The organism is Desulfosarcina ovata subsp. ovata, from assembly GCF_009689005.1.
Lineage (GTDB): Bacteria > Desulfobacterota > Desulfobacteria > Desulfobacterales > Desulfosarcinaceae > Desulfosarcina > Desulfosarcina ovata.
Map to the genome: position 1 here is coordinate 5896955 of NZ_AP021879.1, position 22045 is coordinate 5918999.

The window sequence follows — 22045 nt, forward strand, 5'->3', positions numbered from 1 at the left end:
CTTAATGCGTTTCACGCCCAGGTGATCACCGGCGGCTTGCGTTCGGGCAGCCGGTAATAACGCACCTTGGAATAGCCGATCATCATGGGATAGTGATAGGGGACGTCAGCCGGGATGCCCACCTCGGCCTTGATCGCCGGGCTGGACTCCATGGCATGCTGCAAAATTCCGGCCCAGCAGGTGCCCATGCCGAACTGGGGAGCGGCCAATTCCAGGTACGAGAGTGCCAGGGTGAGATCCACCATGCCGTTGCGCGATCCGGCCGGCGCCATGGCCACCACCAGGCAGGAGGCGGTCTGGAAGATCGAATTGAAGCCCTTGTCCCAGGCATTGACTACCGCCGGCATGTAAGGCAGCAAGCCTTCGCCGGAGCCGGCGACAAGGCCACGCATCCAGTCGATCACCTTTCCGGCGATGGTGTCCAGACGCCCTTTATCGTTGATTACCAGCCAACGCAACACTTGGGCGTTGCTGGCCGTGGGCGCGTAACGACCGATCTCGATCAGCCGCTGCAAATCCGCCTTTTCCACCGGATCGGCCTTGAAACGACGGACCGAGCGGCGCGATCGCAGAAACTGCACGGCCTGGTCCTTTGTTATGGCCAGGGCCGGATCGATGGGCGGACAATCGGCCAAGGCCACCTCGGCGTGATCCATGGCGCCGTGGGGGCAGATGGCCACGCAGTGCCCGCAACGCAGGCACATGGCTTCGGCGCCGCGTTTGAGTTCCGGATACTGGCCGGGCTTGAAATAGATCACCCCTGCCGGGCAGTCCCCGGCGCACAGCCCGTCCTGTTTGCATTTTTCCGTATCTACGTTCAGCAATGTCATAACTTCCTCCTTAATGGGTCTACTGTGTTCGCATGGTGAGATAGTGATCATAGGAATGCGTTCTGCATAAGGCATCGTAGTCGCACAAAATTGAGGCGGCCATCGCCTTACCCAACTTGGCGCGCAGCACGCGTTTCAACTGGGTCAGCGTTTCCGGGTCCAGCTGGTCTTTGAGAAAGCGGTACACCGGTTCGGCGAAATTGAACCCCGTCTTGTGACCGATCACGAGGCTCCGGTAGGCGATTAGGCATTTGCCGGGAATCAGATGGCTGTTGAAATCGATCAGCCGGTCGCGGACCGCGGCCATGCAGCCCTTTTCAGTGAGCGTCTGCCTTTTGTAGTCGTAGATGATCGCATTGACCGTGAAATCGATGCCGGCCAGCAGGCTCTGCAGGGTCGGACCCAGATGGAAGGTTTTGATCACCACGAAATTCGGCAGCAGGCACAGATCGAAGACGAACGGCGAGTCCGCCGGATACCAGCGCAGCCCCTTGAGCCCCGTCGGCTCGGTGCGCTCATCGGAAAAAACAGCGGACAGGGCGAAATGGCGTTTCACCCCACCGATGAACAAATCGATGTCCTGTGTGTGGGGCGCCTCCCCGTGCAGCGTATCGATGACGATATTGCGCAGCGCCCCCCCGGCCACAGCGATTTCTGCCGAATCCGGCAACCGACGGCGGAGCCGTTCCATGATGGGGTGCACACCGGGTTGCTGGAATAAACGGTCGACGGCAAAAAGCACTATGGAATCGGTTATCGTGGTCATGATACCCCCTTGGTCGGAACATATACCGCCCATTGGATCCTGACAACTGGCCTGCCGCCAAAGGCCTTTCCTATATGGCATGATGGATCATGTTTTTGCACCTATTCTGCATTTAAATGGATTTTCTCAATCACACATATCTATTCCATAGATATTATTTTTTTGCCAGATTCAGTTTTCTCGTCTATTAAGAGTGGCTCGCATTCCTGTTAATTTTATAGCATCCCTAAAATTTAATACCAACCCAAGGAGCCGATGATGAAAGCCTTCTCTCTTCTGACCGCCGCATTGCTTTTGCTGGCCACCGCCGCCATGGCCGCTGCGATTCCATCAGGAACGCTGACCTTCACGATTACACCAACCGTCAAGGGTGACACCGGCAATGTCACCGCCTGGGTGCCCTATCCCATGAGCGACAACTTCCAGACCATTGGCGATATGTCCGTCAGCGGAAACTACCAGGCGTCCGCCATCTATCGCGATCCGGCATCGGAAGCGGTCTACCTGTTTGCCGACTGGAAGCGACCGGTGAAATCGCCGACCCTGGTGATGCGCTTTCACGTTACCCAGAAGGATCGCCGCAACACCGCCATCAAAGATAATGGGGGCGCTTACCCCGAACTGGTCCGCGAGTACCTGAAGGCGACGGCGTACGTTCCGGCCGACGACCCGCAGATGAAAGCGATCGCCGACAAGGTTACCGCCGGCAAGACCGGAACCCTGGAGAAAGCCCGTGCCGTCTACGACTGGGTGGTAGAAAACACCTTCCGTGACCCTGACGTCAAGGGATGCGGCCTGGGGCAGCCCACGCGGACCCTCAACCAGTGCCGGGGCGGCGGGAAATGCGCCGACCTGAGTACGGTTTTCGTCACCCTGGCCCGCGCCGCCGGCATCCCGGCCAAGGATGTCTACGGCCTGAGACTGGCCACCCCCAAGGACGGCGACGTGACCAGCGGTTTTCATTGCTGGGCGGAGTTCTATCTGCCCGGCACCGGCTGGGTGATGGCCGATCCGGCGGATGTGAGAAAAATGATGCTGGTGCACAAGCTGGAACTCAAGGATGCTGACGACTGGAGAACCTTCTTCTGGGGCGGCGACGATCTGTTCCGCCTGGTGCTGGAAAAAAACGGCCGGGGGGCGAACCTTGTGGGCGCAGCCGGGCCGATTAACTATTTCATGTACCCGGCCGCCCAGGTGGACGGCGACATGCTCAATTACTTCGATGCCAAAGGCTTCAGCTACAAAGTGGAATTCAAACAGGACAAATAGTTCTGCCCGTCACCAGAATTGAGGATTTTTACATGGAAACCCGCAGACAATTCATCAAAAACGGCCTGATCCTCTGCCTGGGGTCAGGCGGCGTCCTGGCCAGCCAGACCGTGCACGCCTTTCCGGAAACCGGCCCGGCCCGCTGGGGCATGATCATTGACATGACCCGCTGTACCGGCTGCCAGTCCTGCATGGTGGCCTGCAAGCTCCAGAACCGCACCGTGCCGGGCGAATTCAACACCCGTATCGATGAGCACGAAGTCGGTGACGGCGCCCATGCACGCATCGCTTTTTCGGCCAGCCTGTGCGTGCACTGCAGCGATGCGCCGTGCGTCGAAGCCTGTGGCACGGGTGCGGCGTTCATCCACCCCTCGGGGCTGGTCCTGACCGACTGGAACCGCTGTGACGGCAACGGCGCGTGCATCGATGCCTGCCCCTATGGGGCCCGTTTTCACGATTCCCGCTTCGGCGGTCGGGTCGACAAGTGCGATCTGTGCATCGACCGGCTCGACCAGGGGCTTGCACCGGCCTGCGTGGAAAACTGCTCGCCCGGAGCACGCATCTTTGGTCGCTTCGACCGGCCCGAAGGCGAATTTGCAAGGTACCTGGATATCATTAACCCCAAGCGGCCGGCAACGGGCCGCAACACCGCGGTGCTTTTTCACGGCATGGCCAAGGAGGAGCAAGCATCATGAGTCAAACGCACAAAGGCATCTTCACCCTCAGCCGCCGCCGTTTTTTCAAGGCTGGCGGAACGGCCGCCGCCGCCCTTTGCGCCAATACCGCCGTTTCGACGACAACCGAAGCGGCCCGGAAGCCGCTGGATCCCCGCGAGGTGCAAGAGGCGGCCGCCACGCGCCGCTCGCCCGATGCCCGAACCGTCCATTCGGTCTGCCTGGCATGCAATGCCCGCTGCGGTGTGCGTGGTGTGGTCCGGAAGGGCCGGTTGGTCAACATCTCGGGCAACCCCTACCACCCCTACAACATGCAGTTCGATCCGATCGCCTACGATACGCCGCTGGAGCAATCCCTTGCCGTGACCAGCCCGGTGTGCGGCAAGGCCCTGGACACCCCCCAGCACATCTACAGCCCTTACCGGCTGCGCGTCCCCCTGAAACGATCCGGTCCCCGGGGATCGGGACAATTCGAGCCCATCGCCTGGCCGGATCTGATCAGGGAAATCGCCGAGGGAGGTACCCTTTTCAGCCATCTCGGAGAAGATCGCCATGTGCCCGGAATCCGTGAACTGATCAGCGACGATCCCATCGACCCGCAGGATCCCGACCTCGGCCCCAAGCGCAACGGCCTGGTTTTTCTCACCGGCCGCCTGCAGAGCGGCCGCAAGGAGTTCATCGACCGCTTCGTCAAAAAAAGCGTGGGATCGAAAAACCGCATCGGCCACACGGACATCTGCGGTCTTGGTTTCCGCATGGGCAATTTCGCCCTGAGCGACGGCAAGGCAGTGGAGTTGAAGGCCGACCCGAAAAACGCCGATTACATCCTGGTGTTCGGCGCCAACATCTACGAGGCCCTGCAGCCCGGCATAAACACATACGGAGCCATGGTGGCCCGCCGCCGGGCCGACGGCGAACTGGCGTTTTCCATCGTCGACCCCCGGGCCACGCGCGCCTCGGTCCACGCCCGGGATTGGCTGGCGGTCAAGCCGGGCCAGGACGGGGCCCTGGCCATGGCGATGATCCGGCGGATGATCGAAACCGGCCGGATCAACCGGGACTATCTTGGTGCGCCCAATCCGATTGCCGTGAAAAAAAGAGGCTATGGTGCGCTGTGCAATGCCAGCCACTTGGTCATCTGCGACGGCAGGCATCCGGATGACGGTGCGTTCCTGCGCATGCACCACCTGAATCCGAATCTGGACGAAGCCGCGGGCAACGATCGGGTGATCTTTGCTCGCGACGGAAAGACACCGGTCGCCTCACTTTCCGCAGCGGAGGCGGCGCTGGACCGGGAAGCGGCCGTCAAGGACGTCGCCGGCAAGACCCTTCGCGTAAAGACCGCCTACCGGCTGCTCAAGGAGGCTGCCTTTGCCCACTCCCTGGCCGACTATGCCGCCATCTGCGGCGTCGACCGCTCCCTGATCGAACGGGTGGCCGATGAGTTCGCGTCCCACGGCACCCGTGCGGCCGTCACCCAGTACCATGGCGCCGGCAACTATGTGAACGGCACCTATGCCGCCTACGCCATTGCCGCGTTGAACGCCCTGGTGGGCAGCGTGAACATGAAAGGCGGTTACCTGACCGGCGGCGGCGGATGTGGCAAGCCGACCGGCGGCCTCTACGACCTGAAAAGTTTTCCCGGCGGCGTCAAGGCGCGCGGCGTGGCCATCTCCCGGGAGAAGGCGGTCTATGAGAAGTCGGCCGAGTACCGGCGCAAGCGGGCGCAGGGCGGATCGGGCTACCCGTCCCGGCGGCCCTGGTTCGCCTTTACCCGCGGCGGGCTGTGTGTGGAGGCCTTGAGCGGCATTGACGAGCAGTACCCCTATGCGGCCAAAGTACTCTTCACCTACCTTTTCAATCCGGTGTACTCCATCCCCGGCGGATACCGGTTCGCCTCGACCCTGGCCGATCCGGCCAAGGTCCCCCTGCACGTTTCCATCGACATCGCCGTGAACGAGTCCAATCTCTACGCCGATTATATCGTTCCCGATCTCAGCTTTGCCGAGGGCCATTACGGCTGGCTCACGCCCCATGCACCGGGCCTTTGCTTTACCGGCATCCGCAGTCCGATGGTCAAGCCGCTGACGGACGCCACGCCGGACGGTCGCCCCATCTGCACGGAGACCCTGCTGATCGACCTGGCCACCCGCCTCCAACTGCCGGGATTCGGCCACGCCGCCATCCCCGATGCCGGGGGCGGCCGGCACGATCTCAGCCGGGCTGAGGATTTCTACCTGCGGGCCTTTGCCAACATCGCCGACGGCGCAAAAATCACACCGGCAGGAGAAGGGGAGATCGCCACCGTGGAAGCGGAATACCCCATTTCCGCCCACAGGGGAATCCTGCCGGACGAACAGTGGCGGCGGGTCTGCCGCATGCTTGCCCGCGGCGGTGTGTTCAAGCCGTACGATGCGTTGTTCGAAGGCGATATTTTCATCAAGGGCCTGCCGGAAGTGCATCTTTACAACGAATCGCTGGCCCGGTCGCGCAACACCCTTACCGGCCGGCGCTTTTCGGGCACACCGGCCTATGTCGTCCCGGCCGATGCCGGCGGAAACGATTTCAGCGAGTTGGAAAATGTGTATCCGTTTACCGTGGTGACCTATAAAACCCGGCTGCACACCCAGTCGCGCTCACTGTGGTCGGTCCATGCCATGGAGATTCAGGATGAGAACCGGGTTGAGATGAACAGCGCCGACTGCCGGCAACTGGGGCTTGTCACCGGAGACCGGGTCCGGCTGGCATCGGTAAGCAACCCGGCGGGAATCACGGGCCGCGTGCAGGCCACCAAACTGGTCCGCCCGGGGTGTGTGGCGGTCTCTTTTCATTTTGGCCACAGCGGGTTTGGTGCCGGGCCGTTGACCGTGAAAAATGGCGCCGATGTGTTTCTGGGCGGTGCGGCGGTGATCGGAAAGGACGGCCGCCTGGTTGTCGAGCCCGGTTTTGCCAAGGGGCTGAACCCCAACGACGTCGCTCTTTTGGACGAGCGGTTGGGCCGGACGCCCATGGTGGATTTGGTGGGCGGCATCCCGGATTTCAGCAGCACGCGGGTACGCATCGAGAAGATGATCTCCAAAGTTGCATAAATCCGGATCTGCTCCCCTCCGAATTTTGTAGCAGTGGGGCGATCTGATCGCCCGCGGCCTTGGCTGCCGGCCGATGCACGGATGTACCGGCCGGCAGTCAAGGATCGGGAATTTTATTAATTAAACGCAATTGCTTGTTCTTGCGTCCGTCTTCCGCGTTGCATCAACGGCTACATACTCCCGGTATGCAACCCTTGATGCGCCTTGAAGACGAACACAAGCCCGGCGCAATTACGTTCAATTAATTTCATCCCCGATCCCAAGGGACTATTTCTCCTTCGAACTCAGCTCCGGGAACTCGTGGTAGAAGTACTCGAAGGCCTGAACGGGGTCGGCAGCCTTCTTTTTCGCCTCGCTCTGACGCAGTTCGATTCTTCGGATTTTGCCGCTGATGGTTTTGGGCAGTTCTTCGACGAACTCGATGATACGCGGGATCTTGAACTTGGCCAGGACATCGATGGTGTGTTTGAACAGTTCCAGGGCCAGCTCCCGGGAGGGCTGCCGGCCGGGCTTGAGGATCACGTACGCCTTGACCAGTTGGTGGCGCACCGGATCGGGTTTGCCCACCACGGCCGCCTCCACCACCGCCGGATGCTCCACCAATGCGCTCTCCACCTCGAAGGGCCCCACCCGGTAGTCGGAGGATTTGATCACGTCGTCCGAGCGGCCCACGAACCACCAGTAGCCGTCGGTATCAAAGGACGCCTTGTCGCCGGTGTAGTAGAGGTCGTTGCGGAACGCACTTTGGGTCAGCTCGGTGTCGTCGATGTACTCCTGGAAAAGCCCCAGGGCCCGCCAGTTGCTCAGCCGGACCACAATGTGTCCGGGTTCGTCGGGGACCGTGATCTCGTTGCCCTCATCGTCCACCAGGATCACGTCATACAGGTAGGCGGGGTAGCCAAAGGAGCCGAAACGCATGCGGCCTTCCATCCAGGGCGGATTGCCGATCATGGCGGTGGATTCGGTCTGACCATAGAAATCGCGGATTTCGGTACCGGTGGCCTTTTTCCACTGCTCGATCACTTCCGGATTGAGGGGCTCACCGGCACTCAAGGAGTACTTCATGGCCGAAAAGTCGTACATGTCCAGATCAAGGCCCACAAAGGCCCGCCAGGCCGTGGGCGGCGCACAGAAGGAAGTCACCTTGTATTTGGCCACGCTGGCGACATACTTTTCCACATTCAGGGCGCTGAAATTGAATCCGGTGGCGGTGGCGCCCAGGTTGAACGGGGTGAAAAAACTGCTCCAGGCCCACTTGGCCCATCCCGGTGCGCTCAGGTTGTGGTGCACGCCGCCGGGTTCCACCCCCTGGATCACGGCAGTGGAGAGGTGGCCGACCGGATAGGAGGTGGCGCTGTGCCCGACCCGCTTGGGAAGCCCGGTGGTGCCGGAGGTGAAAAAGCAGAAGAGCACATCGTCCCTGCCCACGGAAGCGGGGTCGGCCTCAGTGGATTCTGCGTCAATATCGCCGTAGGTGACCCAGCCCGCCTTCTGCCCCAGCACGATTTTGGCTTTGGGGGTGCAGGCGGCTTTCTGCAGGGCGTCGTCCACCAGGTCGGTGAGGCCTTCAACGGCCACGATCACATCGGGCGGATAGGCTTCGAAACGAAACCGGATTTCCCTTTCGGTCATGCTGGTGGCCGTGGGCACCGACACCAGTCCCCCCTTGATACCGGCGAACGAGGCAAACCAGGTTTCGGGCACGATGGGGGTCAGCATGTAAAGGTTTTCGCCTTTTTCGACGCCCTTTTTACGGACGTAGTTAAGGAATTTGTTTCCGTTGGCGGCCAGCTCACGGTAGGTGTACTGCTGCTCGGCATCCGTTTCCAGATCGGTCCAGATCAGGGCCAGCTGGTCGCCCCTCTCTTTTACGTGCAGCCCTTCAAAAATTTCGGCGGCCCAATTGAACTGCTCCGGCAGCGTGGTCTGATTGAGCTTTTCAAAAAAAGCTTTTGCCGCCGCCTCCCGTTTTCCCATATCGCTGATGGTATTGATCGCCATCGCCTCCCTGTAATAACTGACCACCGACATGTGCGTCCTCCGTTTGAATGGTTATTTCCGACAACCTATAGACTTTAAGATAATGTTTCTGGACTGTGTTATCGGTCGTCGCAGTATTACCATACGGCTTCCTCCCTCTGGCCTTGCCAAAAACATTATCTTAAAGTCCATAAATTGAATGACGTCGTTGTTGGACCCCTGGAAACCGATTCCAGGCGAGTGTCCGGAGGCTTCTGATGCCATACCGGTCACCTGGTTGTCAAATCAGTAAGCGCGCCGGCCATCGATGACCCCCCTCACGCCGCCCTTGGGATCGGGGCAGTCGCCATCGCGACGCGGGATCAGATGGATATGGGCATGAAAGACGCTCTGTCCGGCGGACGCCCCACTGTTGGTACCGATATTGAACCCGGTGATGGTCGGATCGGCCTGCCGGATCCGGTCGGCAAGCATGCGGATCAGTGCACGGCTGTCGTGCAATTCCTCATCGGTCATGGAGAACCAGTCCGGCGTATGCCGCCGGGGGACAATCAGGCAGTGGCCATGGGTTACCGGGAACCCGTCATCGAAAGCAACGGCCGTCCCCAGCCGTGCCATCACGGCACCGGACCGGATCCTTTGGCAAAACAGGCACTCCTGCTGGAATTGGGCGGGGGAACGGTCCATGGGCTCACCTTTACAAGGACTTGTGGATTCAGGCAGATTTGGGTTATATAACATTCAGAAAGCCCATATTGATCGATGCGCTCGGTCAGGCGCTAAAAGAGGCCTTTGCGCCCCCCGGATGAACCCGACGACCGATCGGAGCGCCTACCGCCAGGCAAAGGTGGGTTGCTCGTAATGGGCCACGCGTTTCTCGTTTCCCAGCATGGCGACCTCTCTGAACTGATAGATGATCGCCGCCGTCGGGGCGGCGATGCAGGTGCTGCCGACCGGCATCATCAACACCTGCTTCTCACTTTCGGGAATTGACTGCAGGATCGGGGCGTCCGCGCGCATGAACTCAGCCAGGGGGATCAGGTGAATCGATGCCACCTCGTCGGGATTGGCGGTAAGGGAGACGTCCGCGCCGCCCCACACCACGACCGGCTTGATCGAAAAACCGGAGCGGGTGTTGTAGTCGTCCAGCCGGCCGATGATGCGATCCGCGTCCAGGGCCAGGCCGACCTCTTCCGCAAGTTCCCGCAGCACCGTGTCTTCGGGGCTCTCTCCCGCCTCCATCTGACCTCCCGGCAAGGCCCACTGGCCGGCATGTTTTCTCAACCGGGATGATCGTCTGGTGAGTATCATGGCCGCGTCTCCGGCCCGTGAGGCTTCAGCCGATAGCCCCTCGACGTCGGATACGCCCTGGGCGGCGACAATGGTGACGGCGACGGCGGCCCCGGTCAGGCCTTTTTTTTCATGGGTCCGCCACTCAAAGCGGTCCAGATTGGCCTGGATATGGTCCAGCAGGTTGTCATTATAGTTCACGTCAACATCATTTGGTTTCATGCTTATCCCCTACGCCACGACTGTCTGCGCTCGCGGTTGAGATTGATGTGTCAGCAAGCGTCTATATCGTTTCAGGCGGCGTCCAGATAGTCCCGTTTCAGGGTCAGAATCCGCTCCAGCGATCGCTGGCCCAGGGTGCGGAGGCGTGCGTCGTCGGTCAGCCGTTTGCGGATCCGATCGCAGGCCGTCTGGATATCCGGTCCCTTGTGGCAGATCAGGGCGATATCCACATCGGCGAGCAGGACCTGATCGATGGCCGTGGCGATATCGTAGGCCGGCTTGATGGCGCCCATATCCAGGTCATCGGTCATGACCACCCCCTGATACCCCAGCTGCCGGCGCAACAGATCCGCCGTGACCGCCGGGCTAAGACTGGCCGGCCAGACCGGATCGACGCCGGTGTAGCGGATGTGCGAAAGCATCATGCCGGCAACCCCTGCGGCAATGGCCGCCCGGAACGGCACCAGATCGAAATCGGTCAGGGCCTGGAGGTCGATGTCAAGATCGGGCAGGGCCAGATGGCTGTCCAGGACCGTGCGGCCAATGCCGGGAAAATGCTTGCCCACCGCCATGATACCGCGCTGCTGAAACTGTTCGATGACGGTCCGGCCCATACTGGCAACCCATTGGGGATCGCTGCCGAAAACCCGCTCGGCCATGATGCTGTCGATGCCCTGGGGCGCCACGTCCAACACCGGTGCCATGTCCATGTTGACCCCGATGGCGTGAAGCTCCCCGGCGGTTACCCGGGCGAAGTCGACGGCATCGGCGGTGGTCCGCATGGCCGGATTTCCTGCAAACTCGGTAAAAAAAGGCGCTTTGAGCCGCGCCACCAGGCCGCCTTCCTGATCGATGCCGATCAACAGCGGCGGCAACCCGTGGTCCGCCGCCGCCGCTTGGCAGTCGCGGCATAGCTGAGCGATGGCCTCGGGCGTCTCCAGGTTGCGGGAGAAGAGAATCAAGCCGCCCACCTTAAGGTTTTCGATGAGATATTTCAGATCCGCATTGAAGGCGGTGCCGTCAAAGCCCACCATCAACCGCTGCCCGGCCATTGTGTCGGCTGTATGATTCTTCATCATCGCTCGTTTCATTCGCTATTTTTCGTAACGTCGGTGACCATTGGCCACTTTTTTCGCTCTCAAGGCGGGCCATACGCCCTGCCCGGGGCCGCTGAAGCTGAATGTTTCGCAGTACAGCGTCTTTCCCGAAAAAAGGCAACAGGAAACCGCCTCCGGTGCAGGGGAATCGGATTGGGTTTTCGCATACCTTTCCTCCACATGAGCGGAGGCACTTTGAAATGTCAAATGTCCAATGAAAAATACCAAGTGGTGGTATTCCGGCCATTTATAATTGCGCCCGCTCATGGTATTTTAACATTTTTCCTCTTGACAACCAGCAGCAATATCGAAGAACATAAAGTATTATTAAATCTAATAAATAGTTAGGTTTTCGTCTAAACTTCGTTTTGTCGAAACAAAGAACGGCTCCCAATGGTTGACGATTGCGGCAAGGGCTGCAAAAGGAGGGCGCATGGTGGAGAAAAAAACTGAGCCGGTCCAATCCTCTCTTTTCAGAGACATGCTCGCCATTTGGGGCAACCCGATTAGTGCATTCCAGACCGGTTTTGCCGGCCTCTCCCGATACACGGCTGATTTTTTTATCTCCTATCTGGTTTCCAGCCAATACTTTCAACGGGTGGAAAGGGACCGCCTGCTGCGTGAAGATCCGTTGGACAGTCTCGATGCCTACCTGGGCTTGCTGGAAGACAACATTGAGCTGATCACCCGCAGCTTGAACGGCAGCGCCCGAGCCATGGAAACCTACCTGCGCAACGAAACCGGAGGGTACCAAGACGCCCTGCAGCAGGCCCTTTGCAACCATGACCTTTCCGGAATGGCCGAGTTCGGTGCGCGCCAGTCCCGGCTGATGGAACAGGTCGCCCACGGTTATCCGGAAGCCATTGCCGCCATTGAACCGGAGTACGGGTTCCATTTTGAACGCGGCGAGCACCCCCTGATCGACACCACCGGACGATTTGAACTTTACCGGGTCATTCCATCCCAACCCGCTGTCCAAACCCGGATGGACGCCAAACCGGTTCTGATCATTCCTCCCTATGTGCTGGGGGCCAACATCCTCGGTTTTCTGCCGGCCGAACAGCGCAGTTACGCCCACGCCTTTGCCAACCAGGGAGTGCCCACCTACATCCGGGTATTGAAAGATATCGCAACGACGCCCGACCTGCAGACGATGACCGCCGAGGACGATGCCAGGGATACCCAGCGCTTTTGCAAAGCCATCCAACGCGCCCATGGCAAACCGGTTACCCTCAACGGCTATTGCCAGGGCGGATTCAACAGCCTCTGCAACCTGCTCAGCGGCATACTGGACAACCTGGTGGACGCTTTCATCACCTGCGTCTCTCCCATGGACGGCACCCGCAGTCAGGGGCTGGCGCGTTTTCTGGCACGCCTGCCCGAACGGTTCAATGACCTGGCCTACGGCACAAAAATTTTGCCCAATGGCAATCGCGTGGCCGACGGCAGACTGATGGGATGGGTGTATAAACTGAAAAGCATTGAGCACGAAATCCCTGCCGCGGCGTTTTTCAACGATCTGATGATGTTCGCCCGTCAGACGACCAACGGGCCGGTACCGATCAACAAGACCGCGGCGGCGCTCAACTACTGGCTCCAGAACGAGCGCAACGATCTGCCGCTGGAAATCACACGGGTCAGCTTTGCCTCGTACAATATTTCCATCACCGCCGATGGGACCCTGCCGGTGCGTCTGTTCGGTGAAAAGCTAAACCTGAAACGGTTGCAGGAAAAAAAGCTTCCCTGGCTGATCTGTTACGGAACCAACGACGATCTGGTGGAAAAGGAAACTGCTCTGGCGCCCCTGGATTACATTGATGCCGAAGTCAGCCCATTTCCAAAAGGGCACGTGGCCATTGCCACCTCCTGGTCATTTCCCGACTCCGCCTGCGCCCTGCACACGCGCTTTGGCGATGGCAACTGGCGCGGACCGGTGCGATTCCATCTGGACCTGGACGCGCAGCTGGAGCAACCCCGCCGCCGGACATCCAAGCCGCAGCCGGCAACAGTGGCGGCCGACGCCGACGGTTCCATCGACGGACAGCGTCGCCAAAAGCCGGTAAAAAAGTCCGCCCCAAAAGCAGTCGGGAACAATCCGCCGGCCGCAAACCCAGGCATCCAGCAGGTACGTAAGAAAACCGTTTCCAAAAAAGCCACTGCTGCAAAGGGAAAGGCCAAACCCGGTGCCTCCCACGCACGACCCGCGGGCCGTGGCAAGGGAAAACTGAGCTGAGCGATCGTAGCGCCGGCTGCAGAGACTCTGTTTCGTACGTTTCCGTGTGTTCCATTACCCAAATGGGCAAAACTAACCAAAACAGCGCTGCCATTTGGGCAATTTTGCCAATTGTGACCCCACTGGTTTGCATCTTATATTAATTAGGATCGGGAATTTTATTAATTAAACGAAATTGCTTGTTCTTGCGCCCGTCTTCCGCGTTGCATCAATGGCCACATACTCCCGGTATGCAACCCTTGATGGGCCTTGAAGACGAACACAAGCCCGGCGCAATTACGTTCAATTAATTTCATCCCCGATCCTTAACCGATCCCGAAGCGCACTGCTGATAGAACTCAGGAACCAAATCGGAAGGTGACCGTCGCCCGGCGGTATCCCCTTTCCGGCCTGCAAGGGAGAGCATTATGTCGTACGGTTGCAGTGGTCAAACCGGACGCTAAGTGTTGAAGCAAACCATTTCAGCCCCGTATGTCACAGGTCCGCGGGGACGCGCATAGGCCATCCCGGCGGCACCATAGAAAGAACATCCGCAAAGGAAAAAGAGTTTCATGGAGAACAAGGATCAGGATCCGTTTGGAATGATGGCAATGGTCAACGCCTGGTTGAAACCCATGGGGGAGCTTTGGGAAGATATGGCAAAACGTTCGGACTCTGCCCGCAAGCCTCCGGAGAGCCAAACCAAAAACAGCGGCAAAGCCCCGCCAAATGTCCAGGCCAGCCTGGTGGCAGCCCTGAAAAACTGCCAGGCCATGGCCAGTGCCATGGCAACCCCGGAATCGGTCAATGCCATACTCAAGGGCAGCGGTGAGATGCCGGAGGTGCTGCTCAAACTGTTCCAGAGCTATTTGGGCAGTTATATGCAAGTTCAGCAAAATTTGATCAACAGCATCGGCCGGCTGGGCGCCTCCGTGGAGGCTTATCGGTTCGAGGATATTGATGAAAACCTCTGCCGGTTGTGGACCGATATTTACGAAGGTGAATTCCGCCGTTACTTTCAGATACCGCAACTGGGGCTGCTGCGCTCCTATCAGGAGAAAGCCAATCAGCTGGCCGATCAGTACAATCTGCTGCAGGCCCAGCTGGCCGAGTTCCTGCGCATGCTGAGCCTGCCGTTTAGCCATGCCATGCAGGTCATGCAGGAAAAATTGGGTGAACTGGCCGAGAAGGGCGAACTATCCGACGACACCCATGAGTACTACAACCTGTGGATCAAAGTGCTGGAGGGCCATTTTATGACCCTGTTTCAGACCCCGGAATATGTTGAGGCACTGAACCGCACGGTCAATGCGCTGGCCGATTTTACGGCCGCACGGGATGCCGTGGCCGAAGATCTGCTCAGCTTGGTGCCCGTGGCCAGAAAGAGCGAGGTGGATGACATGGCCCGGGAAATTTTTGAACTGAAAAAACGTCTTAAAAAGATTGAAAAGGATAACAATAGGGGGTAGCGCATGTCGCAGGTTAAAATTCCGGTCGATCTGATCTTGTCAAAAATGGCGGATAATGCCGAGAAAGTTCAATCCCGCGCTCATAAAGCCTCGGAGGTGCTATTGGGCGAATTGGACACCGACCTGGCCAAGACACCGTATGACGTGGTGTACCGGGAAGACCGGGTCCAGCTGAAACATTACCGGCCACGCACCAAAATTCGTTACCGGACGCCCCTACTCGTGGTCTACGCGTTGATCAACCGCGAAACCATGCTGGACCTGCAACCGGGACGCAGCGTGGTCGAACGCTTTCTGGATGCCGGCATCGACCTGTACATGATCGACTGGGGCTATCCGACCCGCAAGGACCGTTTCCTCGGTTTTGACGAGCACATCAACGGTTACATGGACGATATCGTCGATCTTATCCGCGAACGAAACGAGACCGACAAAATCAATCTCATGGGGATCTGCATGGGGGGTACGTTCAGTGTGATTTACTCCGCCCTGCATCCGGAAAAGATAAAAAACCTGGTAACCACGGTCACGCCCACCAATTTCGACACGAAAAAAGGGCTGCTGCACGTCTGGATGGAGCACATCGATGTCGATCGCGTGGTCGACACATTCGGCAATCTTCCGGCCGACATGATGAACTTCGGTTTTCTGTTGCTCAATCCGGCTCGATTGATGATTGACAAATACGTCGGTTTCATGGAAAACATCGACAACAAACAGTTTGTCGAGAACTTCGTGCGTATGGACAAGTGGATTTTTGACAGTCCCGATCTGCCGGGTGAAGTCTTTCGTCAGTTCGTTAAGGACTGCTACCAGGGCAACAAGCTTCTGAAGAACCAACTCGAGGTGGGGGGCCAGCGTGTCGATCTGAACCGATTGACCATGCCACTGCTCAATATCTACGGGAAATACGATCATCTGGTTCCACCCGAAGCGTGCGAAAAACTGATCGATCACGTGGGCAGCAAGGATACGGAGAACCTCTGTTTGAATACTGGGCACATCGGTATCTATGTGAGCTCGAAATATCAGGAAGCGTTTGCTCCCAAGATTGCCAGCTGGCTGAAAGCGCGTGACGGAATGCCCGAACGGAAACCAAGGTCCATAAAAACGGCGGCGACGTCCTCCGCAGCCGTTGTGCAACCCATTTCATCGAAAAAAAAGGCCTCCGGCAAACGCTCCCGAAACACGACGGAAGAAGACGCTTTTCAGGTGGAACCCGCTTCTGATGCGAAGGCAATGGGCAATGCCCGCTGATCCCATCACTACGGAGGTGCCCCGATGACCCGGGACAGAGATTATTTCAAATCGTTTTGCAAAATCAGCAAAGCCTTTGGAACCACGGTTGGCGAGGAGGATCTGTTGCGGTTGATCGTGGAAAGTGCCATCGAATCCATGGACGCCAAGGCGGCCTGCCTGTTTTTAAGGGATGAGCGCCAGAACCTTTTCGTCCCCACGGCCCAGGCCGGCCTGTCAGACAACTACCTGCATGCCGACCCCCTCAAAGCGCGCAAGATTGTGGCCGCCCTTGAAAAAGAAGGCTTCCTGGCCTTTCCGGATGTCGCTTCCGACCCCCGGCTGGAACACCGCGAAGCCAAAACAGCTGAGGGCATCGCCTCCCTTTTAACCGTGCCCGTGAAGGTCAAGGATTGCACCATCGGGGTGCTTTCGCTGTATACGGCCACCCGACGCGATTTTACCCCGGATGAGATCGAATTTCTCCAGGCCCTGGCCGACCAGGGCGGCATTGCCATTGATAACAACCGGCTGCACCGGCGCATGCAAAAAAACGCCATGCTTTTTCTGGATTTGGCCGCCGGCATTAACTCCACCCTGGACATCAAGCAGATTCTGCGCAACCTGACGGTCAACATCGCCAATAACCTGGGGTTGAAGGGTGTGCTCATCCGACTGCTGGACGAGGACACCGGCCGGCTGGAACTGGTGGCCAGTCACGGGCTCAGCGACGCTTTTCTCGAGATCGGCTCCGCCACCGACACTCAGACCGCCACCCGCGCCCTCGAAGGCGAGACCATGGTCATCAGCGATGCCACCACCGACGAGCGCATCCGCTTCAAGGACGCCATGAAAAAGGAGGGCATCGCTTCCATCATCGTGACCCCGATCCGGGCACGCGACAAGGTCATCGGCGTGATGCGTCTGTACAGTGACATCCGGCGGGAATTCTCTCCCGACCTGATGCTGATGATCGAAGCCTTGGCCCACCAGGGAGGCATGGCCATCCAGAACGCCTCCATGTACCTGGCCCTGCAGGAGGACAAGAAATCCCTGGAAGAGGATATCTGGAGCCATCGCTCGTGGTTCTGAACCGGGGATTATAGATAGAACCCCACATTGTAATACTGCGACGACCGATAACGCAGCCCAAAAACATTATTTTGAATGCTATATTTTCCGCCAGAAGCGCGATCACGGTTGGGGGGACTTTTTGGCAATGACAAGGGTCCAGTACCCCGGCTTGCGGGCTTTCAAGGTCCGGATATCTTCAATCACCTCTTCATTTTCAAGTCCGCAGTTGGCCACGGCGACACTGTTTTCAAGCATCGCTTTTTCCTTCAGGGCATCGGTGATATCGCCGGCATTGCGGTAGGCCTTCATGAACACCACATTGTCAACGGCTTCCGAAAGCTGGCGCAGGCGGTGGCCGCCCTCCACGCCGGAAAGCACCAGCAGCGACTCTTCCCCCTCCACCAGGGGCCGGTTGACCCGCGCCGCCGCCGCCTGGTAGGCGGTGATCCCGGGGATGGTCACCACCGGCGCCTCCGGTGCCAGGACCAGGACGTACTTGAGCACGTAGCCGTATGTGGCGTAGGTCATCGAATCCCCCAGGGTCAGAAACGCCACGTCATTTCCTTTTTGCATCTCGGCAATGATCGTGCGCGCGTGGTCTTCCCAGCAGGCCTCTTTCTCGACCCGGTTTTTGGTCATGGGGAAGGACAGAAGCCGGATCTCGCTGGTTTCGGGGATGTGCGGCCGGGCGATGTTGACTGCCTGGCTGTGGATATTCTTGCTGGACGAGGCGGCAAAGATCACCCGCACCCGTTTGAGGATATTGACTGACTTGAGGGGGATCAAATCCGGGTCGCCGGGTCCCACCCCAATACCGTAAAGCGTTCCGTACTGAAGCGTGTTCATGGTATTGCCTATGTTTCAAAAAAGTTCTCCAGCCGAGCCTGTATAAGGGCATGTGCTCCGCCGGGGTTGTTAAACTGAAGACGGGTTTCGCCTTCGCCATCGTCTGGATCAAGTGCTTTTACGGACCATCCTGACCGGCCATGATGATCAGGGCGTTGATCACCGCCGCCGCCACATTGGAACCGCCTTTGCGGCCCACGTTGGTAATGTGGGGCACATCCCGCTCCATCAGCAATGCCTTGGATTCGGCGGCATTGACAAAGCCCACGGGCAACCCCACGACCAGCTCCGGCCGGGCTTGGCCCTGATCCATCAGTTCGATCAGGCGCAGCAGCGCCGTCGGCGCGTTGCCGATCACGTAGATCCCGCCGTCAAGCTCGCTGGCGGCCACATCCACGGCCGCCCTGGCCCGGGTGATCCCCTTCTGGAGGGCGGTTTCCGCCACCCGGGCATCGGTCATATAGCAGCGCACCACACCGCCGAAACGGTCCAGATCACGCTGGCGGATGCCCACCCGGGCCATATTGGTATCGGTGACGATGGGGCAGCCCCTGCGGATGGCCGCCACACCAATGCGAATGGCGTCCGGATGCAGTTGGGTCATCAGCTGCCATTCGAAATCCGCGCTGGTATGAATCATCCGCCGCACCACCGGCCACTGGTCCGCTGGAAAGCCGTGCGCGCCGGCCTCGCTGTCGATAATCCGAAAGCTTTCGTTTTCGATTTCCTGTGGTTTCATAGGGGGTTCCTGTTTCCTTATTGACTGTTTTTTCCTTCCGTCCAGCGGCGGCAGGCCTGTACAAAATGCGCCGCCGCCCGGGGGCAGCTGCCGAAGTGCAAATGAACATAACTGCCCAGTGTCTGATTGACAACCATCCCTTCGGCCGCCCGCGGGGCACCGGCCCGGTCGGCAATCCGATAGGCGCCGCCGCCGGGAGCCTCTGTTTCGCTGAGGGCCGAGTAGTGGAATTCATGGCCGCGCATGGTCTGTCCGGCCGGCCCCAGGACCGTCTCCCGGGTCTGGGTGACCTCCCGATACCCCAGGGCCTTGAGCCGGTCCAACATGCGCGTAGCAAAGGGCAGGCACCCGGTCATGGGATAGTCCTTCCCATCGGTGTCGCCCATTTGGCGGCACAGGTACATGAAACCGCCGCACTCGCCGTAAATCGGCATGTTCCGCTGGCTGCACCCCAGGATTTCCTGGCGCAGGGAACGATTGTCGGCCAGCTGCCGGGCATGCAGTTCCGGATAGCCGCCGCCAAAATAGATCCCGGCCAGGCGCTCGGGCAGGTGACGGTCCGAAAGGGGAGAGAAGGTGACCAGTTCGGCGCCGGCCGCTTCGAGAAGCTCCAGATTGTCCGGGTAGTAGAAGCAGAATGCCGCATCCCGGGCCACGCCGATGCGCACCGGCGGTGACGATGACGCCGGCGGCGGGTCGCCAGCAGTGCTGGGCGGTGCCTGCGGGGCCACCTCGGGCAGGGCATCCATCAGGGCGTCCAGGTCCAGTTGGGATTCGATCATGCCCGTCAGCGTTTTTCGGGAAGCATCGGTCAGGTCGTGATCCTCACGGGTGACCAGGCCGAGATGGCGCTCGGGAATGGCGATGGCCGCATCGCGCATCAGCCCCCCCAGCACCGGCATGCGCACATGATCGGCGGTGGCCTCTTTCAGGTAGTCCAGATGACGGGGACTGCCCAGGTGGTTGAACAGGACTCCGGCAAAACGCAGTCCGGCATCGAACCGTTCGAATCCCTGCACCAGCGCGGCGGCACTGCGGGCCATGGAGCGGGCCCCCACCACCAGCACGACCGGCAGATCCAGCCATTTGGCCATCTGGGCTGTGGAGCCGGCCTCGCTGCGGCCGTCGTAGCCGTCGAACAGGCCCATCACCCCCTCCACCACGGCGATGTCCGCACCGCTGGCGTGCCGTGCGAAGGCCTGTCGGTTATAGGCTTCGGAAAGCATCCAGCCGTCCAGGTTGCGGCTGGCCCGACCGGTTACCCGGCTGTGGTGGCCCGGGTCGATAAAATCCGGTCCCACCTTGAAGGGCGCCACGGTGAATCCCCGTGCGGCCAGGGCGGCCATCAGGCCCAGCGTGACCGTGGTTTTCCCGGCGCCACTGTGGGTGCCGGCGATAACGATGCCTTTAATATGAACCTCCTTTGCATCCGCTGCGTGAGGGGATGCATTCCGGCAGCCCGGCGTCGGCCAGGATCCGCCGGCCAGCCTCGGTATAAACCTCAGGGTAGAGCAGGCTGCCGATACGATAGATGCCCTCGATCAGCCGCAGGGTCGGCCGTGACACCACGGTTTCGTCCACAAGAAAAACTTGATGGGTCTTGACCGCCTTGATCACCCCGAATCCCGGCTCCGCCATGATGGCCTCACGCGTAATCCGGTTCATGGCCCCTTGCTGGGAGAGGAAAACATCGATGTCGGCCGCATGGGACAGCAGCCGCTCCTTGCCGTAAATGGCGATGTTGTTGTTGGCGCGTACCGGCGCGTCCGTGGCCACGTTGATGCCCCCGGCGGTTTCCAGGGCAAAGGCGGCCATGGCCTGGGGCGTGAAGGTCTTCATCTTGCTGTGAATCGCCTCGAAGTAGACTTGCTTGGGGGTTGCCACCGTGGCCGACAGCGCTCTGAACGCCGCCACCGCCGTATCAAAGGTACGGGTCATGTGCGCGGCCGCGTCCGCCTGTCCACAGAGTTCTCCCAACGTCTGCCAGTATCCGGCCAACGCGTCCACGGTGGTGGGCTGCAGGGAGACCACCCGGATGTCGCTGCGCACCAGGCGCTCGACTAGGCGCGGATACCCACGGGCGATCATGGGCCGGATCAGGACCAGGTCCGGCCGGGCGGCGAGAAACCGTTCCGGATCGTCGTGGTAGGAGAAAACCGGTTTGCCGGCCGCCCCGGGCAGCCCTGTCGATTGCCGGTCGATGCCGATCAGTTGCGGCCCGGCGCCCATGGCCAGAAGGTTCTCCGTATGGGCGCCGTAAAGGGAGATGATCCGGCGGTAAGGCGCCTTTTCCAAAGCGTCCGCGTTGGTGGGATCCGCTGCAGCGGCACCGATTGCTCCATCCATCCCGGCAACCAGGAGGGTGACGATGCAGACAACGATTCTAATTTTCCGTAAGCGGTCCATAAGAAGCATTTCCGTTTAATGGGGCACCATTGGCCGGGGATGGGGCAGAACCGGGGCTGCCGGCCGCTTCGGGCATTTTGTAGCGCACCTGCAACCGGCCGGTGAAATCGTCCACACCGACCCGCGCCTGGATATCGAACACCTTTTTCAGATTTTCCGGGGTGAGTACCGTTTCGGTGGGGCCGGCGGCCACCACCTGTCCCGCCTTCATCAGGACCATCTCCTGGCTGTAGGCCGCGGCCAGATTGAGGTCCTGAAATACGGCAACCACCGTGCGCCGATCATCCCGTACCAGTTCTGTGGTCCGATCCAGCAGGGCCAGGGTGTGGTGCACGTCCAGGTTGGCCGTGGCCTCATCCAGCACGAGCACCGGGGTATCCTGGGCCAGCGCGCGGGCAAAGATCACCCGCTGGCGTTCTCCCCCGCTCAGGGTGGTCACCGGCCGATCCTTCAGGGCCAGGATACCGCAGTCGGCCATCACCCGGGCCACCCGGTCACGGTCCTCGCCGCTGGGGGCACCGAAGCGCGGCGTGTGCGGGTAGCGTCCCATGAGGACCACCTCCTGCACGCTGAACGGGAAATTGATGCCGTAATCCTGGGGCACCAGCGCAATCAGCCGGGCCAGCGACCGTTTGCCGATTTCGGACAAGGGCCGGTCCCCGTAACGGATATCGCCCCGATCGGGCATCCGGTGCCGGCAGATCAGATCCAGCAAGGTGGTCTTGCCGCAACCGTTGGGTCCGACAATGCCGGTAAAGCGCCCCTTCCGCAGGACCAGGTCCAGCCCGTCGAAAATCGTTTTTCCGGGATGGGCGAAGGCGATGTCGTGTAAGGCGAATCCCATCC

At 59.8% G+C, this 22045-nt stretch carries 18 protein-coding genes; 7 read left to right on the plus strand and 11 right to left on the minus strand.

The window, feature by feature from the left end; all coding sequences use genetic code 11:
- Positions 1-11 precede the first annotated feature (11 nt).
- Both GN112_RS25845 and GN112_RS25850 read right to left on the minus strand, forming a co-directional pair.
- Complete coding sequence (locus GN112_RS25845; protein WP_162459123.1) at positions 12-830, minus strand: nitroreductase family protein; 819 nt, start codon at positions 828-830, stop codon at positions 12-14.
- 19 nt (positions 831-849) lie between these two features.
- Entirely contained in the window at positions 850-1596 is a 747-nt protein-coding gene (locus GN112_RS25850; protein WP_155312811.1) for a hypothetical protein, read from the minus strand.
- A gap of 255 nt (positions 1597-1851) precedes the next feature.
- Here GN112_RS25850 and GN112_RS25855 point away from each other — a divergent pair, with 255 nt between their 5' ends.
- Genes GN112_RS25855 through GN112_RS25865 form a run of 3 tightly spaced genes read left to right on the plus strand, consistent with a single transcriptional unit; the run spans position 1852 to position 6628 of the window.
- Entirely contained in the window at positions 1852-2865 is a 1014-nt protein-coding gene (locus tag GN112_RS25855; protein ID WP_197743404.1) for a transglutaminase-like domain-containing protein, read from the plus strand.
- A 32-nt stretch (positions 2866-2897) separates the two neighbouring features.
- Complete coding sequence (locus GN112_RS25860) at positions 2898-3560, plus strand: 4Fe-4S dicluster domain-containing protein (protein WP_155312812.1); 663 nt, start codon at positions 2898-2900, stop codon at positions 3558-3560.
- The gene (locus tag GN112_RS25865; RefSeq protein ID WP_155312813.1) at positions 3557-6628 is read left to right on the plus strand and encodes a molybdopterin dinucleotide binding domain-containing protein; all 3072 of its coding nucleotides are present in this window, start codon (positions 3557-3559) and stop codon (positions 6626-6628) included. The genes GN112_RS25860 and GN112_RS25865 overlap by 4 nt, the downstream gene beginning before the upstream one ends.
- 267 nt (positions 6629-6895) lie before the next feature.
- Here GN112_RS25865 and GN112_RS25870 read toward each other — a convergent pair whose 3' ends face one another.
- The 4 genes from GN112_RS25870 to GN112_RS25885 all read right to left on the minus strand — a co-directional run bounded on the left by GN112_RS25870 (position 6896) and on the right by GN112_RS25885 (position 11199).
- Complete coding sequence (locus tag GN112_RS25870; protein WP_155312814.1) at positions 6896-8659, minus strand: acetate--CoA ligase; 1764 nt, start codon at positions 8657-8659, stop codon at positions 6896-6898.
- A 234-nt stretch (positions 8660-8893) separates the two neighbouring features.
- A complete protein-coding gene (locus tag GN112_RS25875) occupies positions 8894-9295 on the minus strand; it encodes an HIT family protein (protein ID WP_197743405.1) in 402 nt (133 codons plus the stop codon).
- Between the two features lie 144 nt (positions 9296-9439).
- Complete coding sequence (locus tag GN112_RS25880; protein ID WP_155312815.1) at positions 9440-10120, minus strand: NUDIX hydrolase; 681 nt, start codon at positions 10118-10120, stop codon at positions 9440-9442.
- A gap of 71 nt (positions 10121-10191) precedes the next feature.
- On the minus strand, positions 10192-11199 hold the full coding sequence (locus GN112_RS25885) for a glycoside hydrolase family 3 N-terminal domain-containing protein (RefSeq protein WP_231717142.1): 1008 nt from the start codon (positions 11197-11199) through the stop codon (positions 10192-10194).
- Positions 11200-11650: 451 nt separating this feature from the next.
- Between GN112_RS25885 and GN112_RS25890 the strand changes: the two genes are divergently transcribed.
- From GN112_RS25890 to GN112_RS25905, 4 genes are all read left to right on the plus strand, one after another.
- Positions 11651-13450, plus strand: a complete 1800-nt coding sequence (locus GN112_RS25890) for a metal transporter (protein WP_176603545.1) — start codon at positions 11651-11653, stop codon at positions 13448-13450.
- Positions 13451-14001: 551 nt separating this feature from the next.
- On the plus strand, positions 14002-14898 hold the full coding sequence (locus tag GN112_RS25895; RefSeq protein ID WP_155312816.1) for a poly(R)-hydroxyalkanoic acid synthase subunit PhaE: 897 nt from the start codon (positions 14002-14004) through the stop codon (positions 14896-14898).
- Between the two features lie 3 nt (positions 14899-14901).
- Positions 14902-16155, plus strand: coding sequence for a class III poly(R)-hydroxyalkanoic acid synthase subunit PhaC (gene phaC / locus GN112_RS25900; protein ID WP_155312817.1), 1254 nt, complete (start codon positions 14902-14904; stop codon positions 16153-16155).
- A gap of 24 nt (positions 16156-16179) precedes the next feature.
- Entirely contained in the window at positions 16180-17226 is a 1047-nt protein-coding gene (locus GN112_RS25905) for a GAF domain-containing protein (RefSeq protein ID WP_155312818.1), read from the plus strand.
- Between the two features lie 102 nt (positions 17227-17328).
- Here the strand turns inward: GN112_RS25905 and cobI are convergent, their stop codons facing one another.
- From cobI to GN112_RS25930, 5 genes are all read right to left on the minus strand, one after another.
- A complete protein-coding gene (gene cobI / locus GN112_RS25910) occupies positions 17329-18054 on the minus strand; it encodes a precorrin-2 C(20)-methyltransferase (protein ID WP_155312819.1) in 726 nt (241 codons plus the stop codon).
- 118 nt (positions 18055-18172) lie between these two features.
- On the minus strand, positions 18173-18793 hold the full coding sequence (locus GN112_RS25915; RefSeq protein WP_155312820.1) for a precorrin-8X methylmutase: 621 nt from the start codon (positions 18791-18793) through the stop codon (positions 18173-18175).
- A gap of 17 nt (positions 18794-18810) precedes the next feature.
- The gene (locus GN112_RS25920) at positions 18811-20205 is read right to left on the minus strand and encodes a cobyrinic acid a,c-diamide synthase CobB (RefSeq protein ID WP_155312821.1); all 1395 of its coding nucleotides are present in this window, start codon (positions 20203-20205) and stop codon (positions 18811-18813) included.
- The gene (locus tag GN112_RS25925) at positions 20201-21199 is read right to left on the minus strand and encodes an ABC transporter substrate-binding protein (RefSeq protein WP_231717143.1); all 999 of its coding nucleotides are present in this window, start codon (positions 21197-21199) and stop codon (positions 20201-20203) included. The genes GN112_RS25920 and GN112_RS25925 overlap by 5 nt, the downstream gene beginning before the upstream one ends.
- Positions 21177-22043, minus strand: a complete 867-nt coding sequence (locus tag GN112_RS25930) for an ABC transporter ATP-binding protein (RefSeq protein WP_155312823.1) — start codon at positions 22041-22043, stop codon at positions 21177-21179. Before GN112_RS25930 ends, GN112_RS25925 begins: the two co-directional genes overlap by 23 nt.
- Between the last annotated feature and the right edge of the window lie 2 nt (positions 22044-22045).